Source organism: Mesorhizobium sp. M4B.F.Ca.ET.214.01.1.1 (assembly GCF_004791545.1).
In the GTDB taxonomy this organism is placed as follows: domain Bacteria; phylum Pseudomonadota; class Alphaproteobacteria; order Rhizobiales; family Rhizobiaceae; genus Mesorhizobium; species Mesorhizobium abyssinicae.
In genome coordinates, this window is the sequence record NZ_SRUX01000012.1 from 62,242 (window position 1) to 77,368 (window position 15,127).

General features: G+C 64.0%; 18 protein-coding genes, 1 tRNA gene and 1 pseudogene. 10 read left to right on the forward strand and 10 right to left on the reverse strand.

Annotation, left to right across the window (positions count from 1 at the left end; genetic code table 11):
• The first annotated feature begins 96 nt into the window (after positions 1–96).
• Entirely contained in the window at positions 97–603 is a 507-nt protein-coding gene (gene ruvX, locus EN857_RS22840) for a Holliday junction resolvase RuvX (protein WP_127394090.1), read from the forward strand.
• Here the strand turns inward: ruvX and EN857_RS22845 are convergent.
• The 3 genes from EN857_RS22845 to EN857_RS22855 form a co-directional block, all read right to left on the reverse strand.
• Positions 521–862: a DUF6105 family protein gene (locus EN857_RS22845; RefSeq protein WP_127286219.1), complete on the reverse strand. Its 342-nt coding sequence runs from the start codon at positions 860–862 to the stop codon at positions 521–523. The two genes, ruvX and EN857_RS22845, sit on opposite strands and share 83 nt — an antisense overlap.
• Positions 862–1,422, reverse strand: coding sequence for a hypothetical protein (locus tag EN857_RS22850; RefSeq protein WP_127394089.1), 561 nt, complete (start codon positions 1,420–1,422; stop codon positions 862–864). The genes EN857_RS22845 and EN857_RS22850 overlap by 1 nt, the downstream gene beginning before the upstream one ends.
• Positions 1,423–1,574: 152 nt before the next feature.
• Positions 1,575–3,203, reverse strand: coding sequence for a DNA alkylation response protein (locus EN857_RS22855; RefSeq protein WP_127286221.1), 1,629 nt, complete (start codon positions 3,201–3,203; stop codon positions 1,575–1,577).
• Positions 3,204–3,360: 157 nt separating this feature from the next.
• Between EN857_RS22855 and EN857_RS22860 the strand changes: the two genes are divergently transcribed.
• The 5 genes and pseudogenes from EN857_RS22860 (at position 3,361) to EN857_RS35835 (ending at position 7,788) form a co-directional block, all read left to right on the forward strand.
• On the forward strand, positions 3,361–4,326 hold the full coding sequence (locus EN857_RS22860) for an aspartate carbamoyltransferase catalytic subunit (protein WP_127286222.1): 966 nt from the start codon (positions 3,361–3,363) through the stop codon (positions 4,324–4,326).
• Positions 4,323–5,609, forward strand: coding sequence for a dihydroorotase (locus EN857_RS22865; RefSeq protein WP_128346565.1), 1,287 nt, complete (start codon positions 4,323–4,325; stop codon positions 5,607–5,609). The genes EN857_RS22860 and EN857_RS22865 overlap by 4 nt, the downstream gene beginning before the upstream one ends.
• 56 nt (positions 5,610–5,665) lie before the next feature.
• A complete protein-coding gene (gene plsY, locus EN857_RS22870; RefSeq protein WP_127394194.1) occupies positions 5,666–6,253 on the forward strand; it encodes a glycerol-3-phosphate 1-O-acyltransferase PlsY in 588 nt (195 codons plus the stop codon).
• Positions 6,250–7,385: pseudogene (gene dprA / locus EN857_RS22875) on the forward strand (DNA-processing protein DprA). Before plsY ends, dprA begins: the two are co-directional and overlap by 4 nt.
• 199 nt (positions 7,386–7,584) lie before the next feature.
• Positions 7,585–7,788: a hypothetical protein gene (locus EN857_RS35835; protein ID WP_245493532.1), complete on the forward strand. Its 204-nt coding sequence runs from the start codon at positions 7,585–7,587 to the stop codon at positions 7,786–7,788.
• A 96-nt stretch (positions 7,789–7,884) separates the two neighbouring features.
• Here EN857_RS35835 and EN857_RS22885 read toward each other — a convergent pair whose 3' ends face one another.
• The 3 genes from EN857_RS22885 to EN857_RS22895 form a co-directional block, all read right to left on the reverse strand.
• The gene (locus EN857_RS22885; RefSeq protein ID WP_127393242.1) at positions 7,885–9,027 is read right to left on the reverse strand and encodes a hypothetical protein; all 1,143 of its coding nucleotides are present in this window, start codon (positions 9,025–9,027) and stop codon (positions 7,885–7,887) included.
• A 98-nt stretch (positions 9,028–9,125) separates the two neighbouring features.
• On the reverse strand, positions 9,126–9,302 hold the full coding sequence (locus EN857_RS22890) for a hypothetical protein (RefSeq protein ID WP_127393241.1): 177 nt from the start codon (positions 9,300–9,302) through the stop codon (positions 9,126–9,128).
• A gap of 67 nt (positions 9,303–9,369) precedes the next feature.
• Positions 9,370–9,912, reverse strand: a complete 543-nt coding sequence (locus tag EN857_RS22895; protein ID WP_127393240.1) for a J domain-containing protein — start codon at positions 9,910–9,912, stop codon at positions 9,370–9,372.
• 284 nt (positions 9,913–10,196) lie between these two features.
• Here EN857_RS22895 and EN857_RS22900 point away from each other — a divergent pair, with 284 nt between their 5' ends.
• Positions 10,197–10,409 (forward strand): hypothetical protein, encoded by a 213-nt coding sequence (locus EN857_RS22900; RefSeq protein ID WP_128346456.1) that lies wholly within the window; start codon positions 10,197–10,199, stop codon positions 10,407–10,409.
• A 117-nt stretch (positions 10,410–10,526) separates the two neighbouring features.
• Here EN857_RS22900 and EN857_RS34855 read toward each other — a convergent pair whose 3' ends face one another.
• On the reverse strand, positions 10,527–10,670 hold the full coding sequence (locus EN857_RS34855) for a hypothetical protein (RefSeq protein WP_189379657.1): 144 nt from the start codon (positions 10,668–10,670) through the stop codon (positions 10,527–10,529).
• 294 nt (positions 10,671–10,964) lie between these two features.
• Here EN857_RS34855 and EN857_RS22905 point away from each other — a divergent pair, with 294 nt between their 5' ends.
• Both EN857_RS22905 and EN857_RS22910 read left to right on the forward strand, forming a co-directional pair.
• Positions 10,965–11,291 (forward strand): hypothetical protein, encoded by a 327-nt coding sequence (locus tag EN857_RS22905; protein ID WP_127311514.1) that lies wholly within the window; start codon positions 10,965–10,967, stop codon positions 11,289–11,291.
• A gap of 110 nt (positions 11,292–11,401) precedes the next feature.
• A complete protein-coding gene (locus EN857_RS22910; RefSeq protein WP_127311513.1) occupies positions 11,402–11,725 on the forward strand; it encodes a cytochrome c in 324 nt (107 codons plus the stop codon).
• Positions 11,726–12,197: 472 nt separating this feature from the next.
• On the opposite strand, the gene EN857_RS22915 is transcribed toward EN857_RS22910, so the two are convergent.
• A tRNA-Lys gene (locus EN857_RS22915) sits at positions 12,198–12,273 on the reverse strand.
• A gap of 286 nt (positions 12,274–12,559) precedes the next feature.
• Here EN857_RS22915 and EN857_RS22920 point away from each other — a divergent pair.
• Positions 12,560–13,021, forward strand: a complete 462-nt coding sequence (locus EN857_RS22920) for a BA14K family protein (RefSeq protein ID WP_127311977.1) — start codon at positions 12,560–12,562, stop codon at positions 13,019–13,021.
• Between the two features lie 95 nt (positions 13,022–13,116).
• Here the strand turns inward: EN857_RS22920 and EN857_RS22925 are convergent, their stop codons facing one another.
• Together EN857_RS22925 and glpK are read right to left on the reverse strand one after the other, a co-directional pair.
• Positions 13,117–13,593, reverse strand: coding sequence for a DUF6882 domain-containing protein (locus tag EN857_RS22925; protein ID WP_127311978.1), 477 nt, complete (start codon positions 13,591–13,593; stop codon positions 13,117–13,119).
• A gap of 39 nt (positions 13,594–13,632) precedes the next feature.
• Positions 13,633–15,126, reverse strand: a complete 1,494-nt coding sequence (gene glpK, locus EN857_RS22930; protein WP_128346457.1) for a glycerol kinase GlpK — start codon at positions 15,124–15,126, stop codon at positions 13,633–13,635.
• Between the last annotated feature and the right edge of the window lies 1 nt (position 15,127).

Consider the following 15,127-nt stretch of genomic DNA (forward strand, 5'->3'; position numbering starts at 1 on the left):
CGTCAGAGGATAGAACGCCTCCGGCAAAATTAAAGGGCCATCACATTCGGTGCGTCAAAAAGGATGCGCCGCACCGTGCGTCTGAAGGAAAGCCATTTGGGCATCATATCGATCGAGGACTTGCCGGCGCGCCTCGTCGGCGGCAGGACGCTCGCCGGGCTCGACCTCGGCGACAAGACGATTGGCGTGGCGGTCTCCGACCGGGGCCTGGCCTTCGCCCATCCGCGCCCCGTCATCATGCGGCGGAAATTCTCGCTCGACGCGGCGCTGCTGCTCGCGCAGCTGGAGAAGGACAATGTCGGCGCGATCGCGCTCGGCCTGCCGGTCAACATGGACGGTTCGGAAGGCCCGCGCGCGCAGAAATCGCGCGCTTTTGTGCGCAACATGGCTGCCCTGTCGGACCTTCCCTTCGTGCTTTGGGACGAGAGGCTGTCGACGGTCGCGGCCGAGCGGACGCTGATCGAAATGGATTTTTCGCGCAGGAAGCGTGCCGGCAAGATCGATTCGGCGGCGGCCGCCTTTATTCTGCAGGGAGTACTGGACCGGCTTCAGTCGCTCGGTCCAGACGCTCTTGCGGAACCGGATTTCCCCAGCGAGTCCTGACCCAGGCGGCGATGTTGCGGCGGCGTCGGAACGCCCACAGCGCCATCAGCAGGAAGCTGTCGAAAACGCAGGCCTTGGCCACCATGCCGGGAATGAGCGCGGGATCGATGCCCAGCATCTCGCCGTAAAGCTGGAATACCAGGTCGTGCAGCGGGCGGCTCAGCATCACATAGCCGAAATTCATGTCGTTGAGCGACAGGAAGAACCAGCCCCAGAACAGGAGCAACGGAGCAGCCCAGAGCGCGAACAGCGTGCGCATCAGCGGCCATCCCTCGAATTCGCTTCCGGCCGCCCGGAAATGCGTGACAACAGCGAACTGTGCGCGGCGCCTCGTGCCATGACATGGGCGGTCGCGCGGACTTCGGTGTCAGCCGCAAACGCCTCGACCCGCGCCGTGCGCTGCTCGGCCAGCACCGCGACATAGGATGCGAGCAGCGCGGTCAGTTGCACGGCGACGACCATGAACAGTCCGTCGATTCCTTGCGCCGCGCCGCCGACCAGAACCAGCGACAACACAGCAGAGGCGGAAATGAAGGCGACGCGCACGACACTGTCCGTGGCGTCGGGACTGGCCGCTATGTTGATCAGCGTCTCGACGAAGGCCCAGCAGAACAGCACCGCCACCACCAAAAGCGCGATCGCCAGCGGCGCCACGATGGCGGCGTTCTCCAGTCCGGTGATGCGGCCGTTTTCGACCTCAAGGCCGAGCACCGCAAGGGCCGCGGCGACGCCGCGATTGCCGTCGATGCAGATATACGCCAGCAGGGCGAAAACGATCGCCCAGTGCAAGGCCAGAAAGGAGGTCAATACGTGCCGCATGGCGTTCCTGCTTCGCAGGGCAAGGAACGGCATGGTTAACCAATCCTTGCTCCGGTGAGAACAGTGGGCCCTTCGGGCCGCCGCCGCAATGGAAACCATTCGTTAAGGTTAATGTGTATCCACAGGCCACGCGAAGGCCTGGCGGAGCTCGCTCAGTTCACCGGCGGATAGAGCGTGTCGACGATCATCCGCGCATCGTGGCGCGAATCGAGCATGCCATAGGTGTTGCGCCATTGGCCGGCGAGACGCGTCTCGACGAAGGCGTCGGCGATCCGCCCTGCCCCCAACCGGCGAAGCTCTGCTGCCGCCGCCGACAGCGCCAGTTGCTCGGTAAGCAGGCGCGCCGAACCCTCGTCGGTCGCCGCCACCTGCATGGCTGCCTTGAGCACGCCAATGGTGCCGCGGCCGCCGGCGCCGAGATCGCGGTCGATGCCGGCGAGCACCTCCTCGAACAGGCCCGGCGCGCGGCCGAGCACGCGCAGCACGTCGAGCGCCATAACGTTGCCGGAGCCTTCCCAGATGGCGTTGACCGGCGCCTCGCGATAGTAGCGGGCAAGCGGCGCCTCCTCGACATAGCCATTGCCGCCGAGGCATTCCATGGCTTCGTAGAGCAGCGGCGGCGTAATCTTGCAGACCCAGTATTTGACCACCGGCGTCATGGCGCGGGCGAAGGCCGCCTCGCCGCGATCACTCGCCGCCTCGTCGAAGGAACGCGCCAGGCGGAACGACAGCGCCGTGGCGGCTGCGACATCGAGCGCCATGTCGGCCAGCACGCGCTGCATCAGCGGCTGGTCGATCAGGTTGGCGCCGAAAACCTGGCGATGGCGGGTGTGGTGGATGGCCTCGGCCAGCCCTGCCCGCATGATCGCCGACGAGGCGACCGCGCAATCGAGCCTGGTCAGCGTTACCATATCCATGATCGTCTTCACGCCGGCGCCCGGCTCGCCGACCATCTCGCCGATGGCGTTGACGAACTCCACTTCCGAAGAAGCGTTGGAGCGGTTGCCGAGCTTGTCCTTCAGCCGCTGGAAGCGGAAGCCGTTGCCGGAGCCGTCGCCGAGGATGCGCGGAACAAGGAAGCAGGAAAGCCCTTCCGGCGCCTGCCCGAGCACCAGGAAGGCATCCGACATCGGCGCCGACATGAACCATTTATGGCCGGTGAGCCGATAGAATCCGCTGCCGGCGCGTTCGGCCCTGGTGATGTTGGCGCGCACGTCGGTGCCGCCTTGCTTCTCGGTCATGCCCATGCCGAGCGTCAGTCCGGTCTTCTCGACCGGCGGCTTCTGGCTCTGGTCGTATTTGCGCGTCGTCACGCGTGGCGCCCATTCGCGGAACAGTTTCGGGCTCGCCATCAGCGCCGCCAGCGAGGCGCTGGTCATGGTGATCGGGCAGAGGTGCCCGGTCTCCAGCTCGGCGGTGATGTAGAAGCGCGCGGCCCGCACCTGGTGGCGGCGGCCGATCTCCGCGTCGCCGTTTTCCCAGACCGAGGAATGCAGCCCGTTCGCGACGGAACGGCGCATCAGGGCATGGTAGGCGGGGTGGAACTCGACCTGATCGATGCGCCGGCCCTGGCGGTCATGCGTCCGGAGCTTCGGCGTCTCGACATTGGCGAGGCGGGCCAGTTCCTGCGCTTCCTGCGTCAGCACGAAACGGCCGAGCCCGTCGAGATCCTTGCGCACCGGTTCGGAAAAGCGCTCGGCAAGCTGGATCAGCAACGGATCGCCCCGCCAGGCGTTGCCGCCCGTCAGCGGCGGCGGCTGGTTCGTCACGTCGTCGGTCACGCCCTGTCCCTATCATGCGAAGGCCACGAATCCGAAGCCATCGGGCCTTATAGCCCAAGCGATGCAAGGCGCGCGACGAAAATACCGGGGAGAATGGCCGCAATCCAAAGCTGGTGCTTGCGGCTGGGGACACCGCACCCTATAGCAGCGCCTTGAGATGACCGACGCTTCGTCCCTGCCGCTCTATCCCCACCGCCATCTTCTGGGCATCCGCGATCTTTCCCCCGCCGATATCGAGCTTTTGCTCGACCGGGCGGACCGGGCCGTCGCCATCTCGCGGCAACCCGAGAAGAAGACCTCGACGCTGCGCGGCCGCACCCAGATCAACCTCTTCTACGAAGCCTCGACCCGCACGCAGTCGTCGTTCGAGCTTGCCGGAAAGCGGCTCGGCGCCGATGTCATGAACATGTCGGTGGCAAGCTCTTCGGTGAAGAAGGGCGAGACGCTGATCGACACAGCGATGACGCTCAACGCCATGCGCCCGGATATCCTCATCATCCGCCACCAGTCTGCCGGCGCGGCGGCCCTTCTGGCGCAGAAGGTCGGCTGCTCCGTGGTCAATGCCGGCGACGGCGCGCACGAGCATCCGACGCAGGCGCTGCTCGACGCGCTGACCATCCGCCGCGCCAAGGGGCCGCTGGCGAAGCTGATCGTGGCGATCTGCGGCGACATCCTGCATTCGCGTGTCGCCCGTTCCAACATCATGCTCTTGAATGCGCTGGGCGCGCAGGTGCGCGTCGTCGCGCCCTCGACGCTGCTGCCCTCGGGCATAGACAGAATGGGTGTGATCGTCGCCCGCTCGATGGCCGAAGGGCTGAAGGACGCCGACGTGGTGATGATGCTGCGCCTGCAGCGCGAGCGCATGGAAGGCGCCTTCGTGCCGTCGATCCGCGAATATTTCCGCTATTTCGGCCTCGACGCCGAAAAGCTCAAGGCGGCCAAGGACGACGCGCTGGTCATGCATCCCGGCCCGATGAACCGCGGCGTCGAGATTGCGTCCGAAATCGCCGACGGGCCGCAGAGCGTCATCCAAGAACAGGTGGAGATGGGCGTCGCCGTGCGCATGGCGGTGATGGAAGCGCTGCTCGACCCGCGCCGCAACCACGAAGGGCGCGGCGCATGACGACAACGGTCTTCAGCAAGGCGCATGTCGTCGATCCTTCGCGCGGCATCGACGAGGTCGGCACGGTCATCGTCGACGGCAGGAAGATCGTCGCCGCCGGCAAGGCGGCGCTGAACCAGGGCGCGCCGGAAGGTGCCGTCGTCATCGACTGCGCCGGCAAGGCGATCATCCCCGGCCTCATCGACAGCCGCGTCTTCATCGGCGAGCCGGGCGGCGAGCATCGCGAGACGATCGCCTCGGCAAGCATCGCCGCGGCGGCCGGCGGGGTCACCTCCATCGTCATGATGCCCGACACCGATCCGGTGATCGACAATGTCGCGCTGGTCGAATTCGTGCTGCGCACCGCCAAGGACACGGCCAGCGTCAACATCTTCCCGGCGGCGGCGATCACCAAGGGGCTCGACGGCCGCGAGATGACCGAGTTCGGCCTGCTGCGCGAGGCCGGCGCCGTCGCCTTCACCGACGGGCGTCACACCATCGGCAACTCCCTGGTGATGCGCCGGGCGCTGACCTATGCCCGCGATTTCGGCGGCGTCATCGCGCACGAAACGCAGGACGCCGACCTCGCCTCGGCCGGCGTGATGAATGAGGGCCTCTATGCCAGTTGGCTCGGCCTTGCCGGCATTCCGCGCGAGGCGGAATCGATCCCGCTGGAGCGTGACCTCGCCCTGGCGCGGCTGACGCGCGGCGCCTATCACGCGGCCAAGATCTCGACAGCGATGGCGGCCAATGCGGTGAGCCGGGCGAAAGCCGACGGTGCCAATGTCACGGCCGGCGTCGCCATCCACAATCTGTCGCTCAACGAGAACGACGTCGGCGAATACCGAACCTTCTTCCGGCTGACGCCGCCGCTGCGCGCCGAGGAGGACCGGCTGGCGATGATCGAGGCCGTGAAGGACGGTACCGTCGACATCATCGTTTCCTCGCACGATCCGCAGGACGTCGACACCAAGCGCCTCCCCTTCTCCGACGCCGCTGCCGGCGCGATCGGGCTCGAAACGCTGCTCAGCGCCGCGCTCCGTCTCTACCACAATGGCGATGTCCCGCTGCTCAGGCTGGTCGAGGTGCTGTCGACCGCACCGGCGAAACTGTTCGGCCTACCCGGCGGCACGCTGAAGCCGGGCGCGATTGCCGACCTTGCGCTGGTCGATCTCGACGAACCTTGGATCGTCAGCGAGAGCGGCCTTCGCTCGCGCTCGAAGAACACCTGCTTCGAGGGCGCGCGGCTGCAAGGCAAGGTCTTGCAAACGATGGTATCGGGCCGCACAGTGTTTTCAATCTAGGCCGATGGCGGCATAGTCCGCCATTTCGTGCGGTGAAGGAAACGCGGGGGGAAACAATGAGTTATGGCGGTATCCTGGCGCTGCTGTTCGGCTATCTGCTGGGCTCGATTCCGTTCGGGCTGCTGATCACCCGCGCGGCCGGCCTTGGGGACGTGCGCAAGATCGGCTCCGGCAATATCGGCGCAACCAATGTGCTGCGCACCGGCAACAAGGGGCTCGCCGCCGCAACGCTTCTGCTCGATGCGCTGAAGGGCACGGCGGCGGTGCTGATCGCCGGCCGCTTCGCGCCGGAGCTTGCGCTGTTGGCCGGCTTCGGCGCTTTTATCGGCCACCTCTTTCCGGCCTGGCTCGGCTTCAAGGGCGGCAAGGGCGTCGCCACCTACCTCGGCGTGCTGATCGGCCTTGCCTGGCAGGTGGCGCTGATCTTCGCCGTCGTCTGGCTCGCCGTCGCCGTCCTGTTCCGCTACTCCTCGCTCGCAGCGTTGACCGCGGCGGTCGCGGTGCCGATCGCGCTCTACTTCCTCAGCACGCCGGCGATTGCCGGACTGTTCGCGGTGATGAGCCTGATCGTCATGGTAAAACATCGCGCCAACATCTCGCGGCTTACCGCCGGCACCGAGGGCAAGATCGGGGCCAAGGGATGACCAAGCCCGCCGCCGGCCCGCGCCTCAGCGACCGGCAGCGGCTGAGCTGGCTTCGCCTGATCCGCACGCCGAATGTCGGTCCTGCCTCGTTCCGCGAACTGATCAACCGCTTCGGCTCAGCCGAAGCCGCACTCGAAATGCTGCCCGAGTTGATGATGTCGGGCGGCGCCAGCCGCATCGTCCGCATTCCCACGGTGGCCGAGGCCGAGGCGGAGCTGAGGCGGCGAGGCGGGCCGGCGGCCGTTTCGTCGGCATTGGCGAGGCAGACTATCCGCCCTTGCTGAAGAACATGGACAACCCGCCGCCCCTGCTTGCGGTGAAGGGCGAAGGTGCGGTCTTCCGTCTGCCGGCGGTCGCCATCGTCGGCGCCCGCAACGCCTCGCTCGCCGGCGTCAAGATGGCGCGGATGCTGGCGGCGGACCTTGGCCGCGACGGCTACGCGATCGTCTCCGGCCTGGCGCGCGGCATCGATACGGCGGCGCACCAAGGCAGCCTCTCTACCGGCACTATCGGCGTGCTGGCCGGCGGGCTCGACATGCCCTACCCGCCCGAGAACGCCGGGCTCTGCAACGAGATCGCCGAGCGCGGCGGTGCCGTCGTCTCGGAAATGCCGTTCGGCTGGCAGCCGCGTGCGCAGGATTTTCCGCGCCGCAACCGGCTCGTCGCCGGCATGGCGCTGGGGCTGGTGGTGGTCGAAGCCGCGCAGCGCTCAGGCTCGCTGATCAGCGCCAGGCTGGCCGGCGAGATGGGCCGACTGGTCTTCGCCGTGCCCGGCTCGCCGCTCGATCCGCGCGCGGCCGGCTCGAACGGCCTGCTCAAGGACGGCGCCACCCTGGTCACCGAAGCGGCCGATGTTGCCAGCGCCATCGCGCCGTTGGCTGGCGTGCGCGCCCCGAGGGTTGCGCCGCTGGCAGAGCCGCCCGACCTCTCGGCGACGCCGCCGCCGCGCGAGGATGATCGTGCCGGCGTGCTCGAGGCGCTCGGCCCGACACCGGTGGCGGTCGACGAGATCATCCGCCATACCGGCTTGAGCGCCGCGCAGGTGTCGATGGTACTCCTGGAACTCGACCTCGCCGGCAGGATCGAGCGTCACGCCGGCGGCAATGTCTCGCTGGTCTTCGGAGAGGCTTGATCCTTGAAGCCTGTCGCCGGCGAGCAGTCGAAGCAAACACGGATCACACGCATGGCCGCTCTTGCCTGGGCGGGCTTGAGTGTCGTGCTGGCCCTGCAATGGTCCATGGACCTCAGCATGGTGGGTTTTCCGGACGGCTACATAAACCCCGTTTGCAAAAACCACGAGCCCGCTCCTGGGGGTTCTGACGGCCGCTTGCATGGCTCAGGGTCTCTACTTCCTGTTCGCTGGCCTGCTCGGCAGAACGATGAGCGCGATCGGGCTCGGCCTGCGAATCCTGATCGCCGCCATCCTCACGGTGGCGCCGGTGTTGGTCGTAAAGGATTGTCCGCATTCCGCGACATGCAGCGCGGCCTATGAGGCGCTCACCAACACAATGATGGACGATGGGACAGGCGGCTAGGGCGGTTCAGCGTTTCATAGTCGCCGAACCGCCCTAAGTTTTTGTTTTGACGCAATTCCGGACGGAAAACCGCTGCGCACTTTTCCTCGAATTGCTCTAGCGGAACAGATATTTGGACACTTCCGGGTTGCCGCGGCGCCACATCACATTGTCCAGGAAGTAATGATGGACGTTGATGAATATCAGCACGATGAAGAAGAACAGCGATGAGCCGAGGACCTGCCTGTCGTAGGGGATCAAGGCAGTCAGCACGAACGGGATCAGCCAGAAACCGAGATAGCCCAGCGCACCGCCCCCGACGATGAATCCGAGGACACGAAGCCGGTAGAGAGGGCCGAGAAACGACAGGATCTTCGGTTGCGGATCCTTTCCGGCATCCTGGCCGTCGCGCTCGACGTTCGTCTGATAGCGCCAGACCACCGCAAGGTACTGGAGCGAGTGGAGCGCGGGCACTACCAGCAGCCAGAGCGGGTTTATCCTCGCGATCAGGATCCAGAGGTAGAGCGATGCGACATACGCCACGATGCCGTTGTACGGCAGGCCGCCGCCGTTCTTCCGCCAGCGCCTGGCCAGCATCAGGACCGTGGCCGCGGTGGATGCCAGGGCCACCAGCAGGGCAATGTCGGTGATCCACGAAGGGGCCGCGAATGTGTAATATTCCAGGCCATAGTATTTGCCCGCGGTGACCGCCGTGTTCGTCTGCAGCCAGGCCAGGATCCAGACGGCATAGCTGTTGACCAGCAGCACCTTCTTGTCCCGGTCGTCGAAGAATTTGCGCTTGAGCACGGCATCCACCATCAGCATGCCGTAGCCCTGCTTGACGTAGTGCCAGCCGACGAAGAAGAACATGGCGTTGGTCGCATAGCCCAGCAGCCGTGTGTTCGCCGTCGCCGCGCCGTAGGCAAAGAAGGCGCTCATGATCAGGGGAACGGCGATGCCGGCGAAAATGTAGCGGATCTGGAGGCCCTTGTCGTATCCGTCGCCGCTCACCTTGCGCCCGAAATTGCGGTAGAAAATCTGATATGAGTGGGCGAAGTGGGGATAGTTTACCAGGTAGGCCACAACGACCATCGTAGCGGCAACGAGGCCTTCGTATTCGAGCGGCACAAGAAACAGAAGCGGCAGGATGAGAAACGCGCTGCCGCCGAGCATGAGGAAGTCGGCGATCGGGCCGAACAGATATTTTTGGGGTTTCGTCACCGCGGGGGCCAGAGTGTCCGCCGAAAGGTGAAGTGCCATGTATCGCCTCCCTTGCGAACGCCGACTCTAGCCGCCGCCCCGTCTGACGACAAGCTTGGCCCTCGCGGTCCACGCCCCCTTTGTGGATATCGAAGCCATCAAGAGACGCGTTTCGGCGACTGCAGCTCGCGCCCCATCCTGGCTGCCTGAAAGATCGTCATCAAAACCAGGACCGGCTCGCCATCGGTCGGATTGATCATCAGGGCGACACGGCCAAGCTCGTCGCTCATGGCACAGTTCCAGTCCTTGACCGCGATCACCTTTGTCTCGGACAATTATTGCCCTCCCCTGGTGCCCTTTCGCTGCGCGCGAGCCGACGGCCGGAGAACTCCGGGATGTACTTCAATCCGCATGATCCAGCAGTTTGGTGGTGATCGTGGCTTCGCGACGGTGTTCGGAATTGGCCCGATCGATGCCTTCCACGGTGATGGCGAACGTCCCGTTTTCGGTCCTCGCTATCCAGCTCTTTGCCTTCAGATACCAGAGATGAAAATCCAGATGCTCCCGCGGGCAGCCTGACAGGCGTTCGAGCTCGTCATCGCCAATGCCTGGATTGTTGACGTCCTGGCGGCGTCTTACATAGAGAAGTGCCAGGAGTTTCGCCTGGATCACGACATCCCGCTCAAGCCCCTTGGTATTGCTGGCCTCCTCGGTCAGCTCACGGCGCAGGCCCAAATTGTCTCTATACTGGATGTCGTACTGCGCGCGCTTGACCGGATCCTTGAGCGTGTTGTGGGCTTCCACGATTTCGCTGAAGCGTGAATCATCGCCGGTGTCCCGATTGTCGGGATGATAGCGCATGGCAAAATAACGAAATATCCGCTCAATCGTTTCCGAGTTGGCGTTCGGGCTGATTTCAAGAAGTTCGTAGTAGTCAGTGAACATTGGTGGTGCTGCCTCGAATCTACACCACTCCCCCGCGGTCAGCTTCGCGCAACTGGTACCCACATGCAAGCTCGCTTCCCGCGAGGGACTGGCTGGCGACCAGCGCCAACTGGCGCACGGCTACCTCTGTCCCGGTTCGGGACCAAAAGCTGGCACCTGTCTTGCGTTGGAGAGATTGCCGGGACACCTCCACCGGTCCTGATCGTGGGGTCGGGTTGTCAATCTCGCCGGGCCATGGGTTTGGGGTTTCATGCCCGGCGAGTCTTTCTTTCAACGGTCCAACAATGCTGAAGCTCCGCCAAAAGCCGCAACACAACTATCCGAGCAGCGATCGCTTCGGCGAGGACGGCCTGCGCCTCTATAGCGCCTACGAAGCGGCGAAGGTTCGACAGCGATTGCAACAAGGTGGGATGAAACGCATCCGGGCAGCCGCGATCGTCCTGGCCGCCATCGCTTTTGTGCTACTCCTGATCGCTTTCCAACTGCCCGGCGGCTAAGGGCCAGGGCGCTCGCAGTTTGGGCTGGTGCCTCGATGGCGCCGGTTGGCGAGCTTTTAAGGCTCAATGGCTATCCGGCCAAGCTACCGGCGTCCCTGCCGGCGCTGACTCCTCGATTCAACGCTTGTAGCCGGTAGGCAGATCGGCCACTGCCAAGCGGTAGCTGCGCTCTACTGCCGAAGAATATCGGCCTTCGTTGGCCAGATTGTCCCATATGAAGAACACGGCCACGACGGCAAGGATCAATAGAACCGCTCGCATCGGAAAGCCTCCCTCATAGCGGCCCGGCACCCGCGGCGGGGTAGGCCAGTGAGGCCGGGCCTGACCGGTGGGCCTTGGTTGGGGGCGTCGCCGGCTGAGCTATTTTAGGCCATTTCATGCATCATTGCTAATTTAGTAAAATGCGGCATGTATTGCCTGGCCGTCAGTAAACCGGGGCCTGACCGTAGAGCGACTGAGCTTCCCGATCGACTCCCGGTGCGGCGAATTGGTTCGCAAGCGTCTGCTAATATGTGGATAGCCTGTCGTCGAGCCGCCGTGTTAAATTAGGCGGACATGGCGAAGCTCTTTTTAATCGCGCTCACCGTCGCTCACAGCTGGTACACCGGCTACCACGATCCGGTCACCGGCTATGAATGCTGCGACGCCAAAAAGGACTGTGGGATCATCGCTCCGCGCTTTGTCGAGCCGTTGCCAGGTGGCGGTTTCAATGTCCGGACCGGATCCAAGTCCCGGTATTTCATCCCCAAGAACCGCGTTATAGAAAGCGAAGACAGCCAGTATCACATCTGCCTGTCCCCGCCGTTTTCCTACATTCGGTGCTTCTTTGCGCCCCGTACCGAAGCGAGCCGGGAGAGGTCGGCACTGGATCACTTCGAGTGAGTGTAATCAAGCTACAGCTAATATAGCTCGCTACGCAGCCTCGCCGGGTGTAGGGTGCCTCGTCGTCCGACCTAAGGCCACGGACGATGGAGCATGCACGGAGCATAGCTATGCGTGGTTTGATCCTTGGCCTGGCTGCCCTCGTGGTCAACTCATCATTTGCGCAGGCAGCAGGCGACAGCATCGCCGGCCGGAAAGTCATGGTGCAATGCCAAATGTGCCACGGCACGGATGGCCTCGGCAAAATGTCTTACACGCCCAATATCGCCGGGCAGAAGTACGACTATCTGGTCCACGCGCTGATGGCTTACAAGGCCGGAGAGCGCAAGAGTTCAATGATGTCGCTGGTCGTCAAGAAGCTGAGCGACGAAGACATCGCCAATGCCGCGGCCTACTATGCCGCGATCAAGATTACCGTCGAAGTTCCGCCCTGATAAGGCACGATCCTGTCGCGCATTGACGTCTTGCGCTGCGCTGCCTGAAAAGCACCGCCGAAGAAACGTCTTCGAGTTTCGCCGCGAAACTTGCTCCCTCACGAGCGTGGCGGCCCAGCGGCCGGGGGTGTGGGTGGGGTGGCGCGACCGCCGGGCCTAACCGGCAAACAGCAAGTTTGGGGGACGTTTGTCGGCGGCCGCAATTATAGGCCGATATAACGGGATATAAAAGCAGAAGGTGGCCGACGCCTTGTTGGGGCGCACGGCCCGAGAGGGCGAACCTCTCATATTTGATCTTTCTTGATTCCATAGGTCCCAGCCCAACAGACACGCGTCGCGCTCGCCCCTGACTAGATGATCGATCGCGCTGGACGCACGTCGCGAAGAACTTCAAGCAGCCCGTTAGCCTCGTGGGAAACCAGCTGCGTTCGTTTCAGGCGAAACGATATCTTTCGGAATTCATTGATTAATTTGGTGAGCGCGATGGGATTCGAACCCATGACCTACTGATTAAAAGTCAGTTGCTCTACCGGCTGAGCTACGCGCTCCCGCGGGCTCGAATAAGGCCGCCCTCGAAATTGGGCGGAACATAGGGAGAGTGCATCGACCGGTCAACCGGAAAAACATGGCCTCCAGGCCGTGTCCGGCGCGGCATTGTGAGCCATGCGAGCGTGCGCGGCACAGCGCGCGAGAGGGTCGAAGGCTGGGCCTTGCATCCAAGCGCTGCTACCATCGGGGCGCATTCTGCAATCTGGACGGGAACGTGGGAACAATTGCCTACGTCACCCGTTTTTTTCCCACAAGGGACATCAACACCCTTCGAGGAGAAGAGCGATGAACAGGATCGCATCAAGCCTGCTGGCGGCCGCGCTGTCGGCTTCGTTCGTGGCAGCGGACGTCATGTCCGTGAATGCCCAGCCAATCTATGCGCCGCAGCCGCAAGGGCTTTCGTCTGATGTCCAGACCGTCCAGTACCAGGAGTGGCGACGGCACCGCACCATCTCGCGCAACCGCGTCTATTCGCGCAACGGTGACATGTACTGGAATGGCCATCGCGGGTATCGCGAATATCGCCGCGGCTATCGCCGCCATGGCGACTTCTGGTTCCCGCTGGCTGCCTTCGCGACCGGCGCGCTGATCACCGGCGCCATCGTCAACAGCAACCGGACCCGTGTCTATCGCGGCGGCGATGCGCATGTGCAGTGGTGCTACGACCGGTACCGGTCCTATCGCGCCTGGGACAACACGTTCCAGCCGTATAATGGCCCGCGTCAGCAGTGCTATTCGCCCTACTGACCTGATCATCGGAACACGGGAGGCTGCGAAGGCCCGTGCCGGCAACGGCACGGGCCTTTCGCGATATCCCTGTCGCAAAGGAAGCGATGCGCGAATCAGCTGGCCCAGCTGATGGTCTTGATAATCAGATACAAGCCTCCGCCCTCCCCGCGTGGGGAACGGTAGGCTCCGAGCGCTTCGCAAATTCGAACCATGGCGCCGGTCAGTTCCCAGCCCAGCGCCTCAAGGTCGTTGTTCGTATCGAGCACATAGGCCTGAGCCAGCTCGTCGATGCCTTTTTCCTCGCCGAAGGACCGAACCCGCTTGGCATCACCGAGAAGCTCGCCGGGCAGGTTTGAATTTGCCCAGGCCCACAGCCAGTTGTCGGCTTTGGCGCTCGTAGAGCCCGCAATCTGGATCTCGCTGACCACCTTGACGACGCCTTGGTCTGAAAACAGGAGCTTTCCTGCCTCCAGATCGTAGTCGTAGCGCGGCCAGCTGCCGAGGCGGAAATCCTTCTGCAAGCGGTCGTTCTTGGCGTTCAGCTGATCGAATGCCTCTTCGCGCCAGCCAGCATACCAGTCCGGATCCATCCCCCCTCGCCCCCAGCACTCAGCGCCTGATGGGGCTTCTTATGGCACGCTCAGCGTCCTGCGCACAGCGTCGCGCCAGCCCGCCAGCTTGGCGGAGCGTGTCGCAGCGTCCATCTCCGGCTTGAAGCGGCGGTCGAGCGCCCAGGTCTTGGCGAAGTCCTTCGCCTCCGGCCACACGCCCGCCTTCGACCCAGCCAGCCAGGCGGCACCGAGCGCGGTCGTCTCGAGGATGGTCGGCCGGTCGACCGGCGCATCGAGGATGTCGGCCAGCCGCTGCATGGTCCAGTCGGAAGCGACCATGCCGCCATCGACCCGAAGCACGGTTTTCGCGGACGCCCCCTTCCAGTCCTTGCGCATGGCGTCAAGCAGGTCGCGGGTCTGGTAGGCGACGGATTCCAATGCCGCGCGGGCAAACTCCGCCGGGCCTGAGTTGCGGGTCAGGCCGAAGATCGCGCCGCGCGCCTCGGCGTCCCAATGCGGCGCGCCGAGGCCGACGAAGGCCGGCACCAGATACACATTCTGCGCCGGATCGGCGGCTGCCGCGAGCGCGCCGCTCTGCTCGGCCTTGCCGATCACCTTGATGCCGTCGCGCAGCCATTGCACGGCGGCGCCGGCGATGAAGATCGAGCCTTCCAGCGCATAGGTGGTCTTGCCGTTCAGCCGGTAGGCGATCGTGGTCAAGAGCCGGTTCTTCGAACGCACCAGATCGGCGCCGGTGTTGAGCAGCGCGAAGCAGCCGGTGCCGTAGGTCGATTTCATCATGCCGGGCTCGAAACAGGCCTGGCCGATGGTCGCCGCATGCTGGTCGCCGGCGACGCCGAGGATTCTTATTTCAGCGCCGAACAGGCCCTTCTCGGTCACGCCATAGTCATCGGCGCAATCCTTCACCTCGGGCAGCAGCGCGGCCGGGATGCGCAGGATCGACAGCAGCTCGTCATCCCACACATTCTTCTCGATGTTGTAGACCAACGTGCGCGAGGCATTGGTTGCGTCGGTGGCGTGAACCTTGCCGCCGGTCAGCCGCCAGATCAGGAAACTGTCGATGGTGCCGGCGAGCAGTTCGCCCTTCTCGGCGCGCTTCCTTGCGCCTTTCACCTTGTCCAGCATCCAGGCGATCTTTGTGCCGGAGAAATAGGGATCGAGCAGCAAGCCGGTTTTCTTGGTGAATGTCTTTTCCAGCCCCTGTTTCTTCAACTTCTGGCAGAGCGGCGCGGTGCGGCGGTCCTGCCAGACGATGGCATTGTGGATCGGCTTGCCGGTCGCCCTGTCCCAGATGACGACGGTCTCGCGCTGGTTGGTGATGCCGATCGCCGCCACATTCGAGGCACTGCGGCCGGCAGCCTTCAGCGCGGCCTTCACCGTCGCCACCACGCTTGCCCAGATCTCCTCCGGATCGTGCTCGACCCAGCCTGAGGCCGGATAATGCTGGGTGAATTCCTGCTGGCCGGTGCCGGCGACTTTCATCTTGTCGTCGAACAGGATCGCCCTGGTCGATGTCGTCCCTTGATCGATGGCAAGCACAAAGCCGCTCATT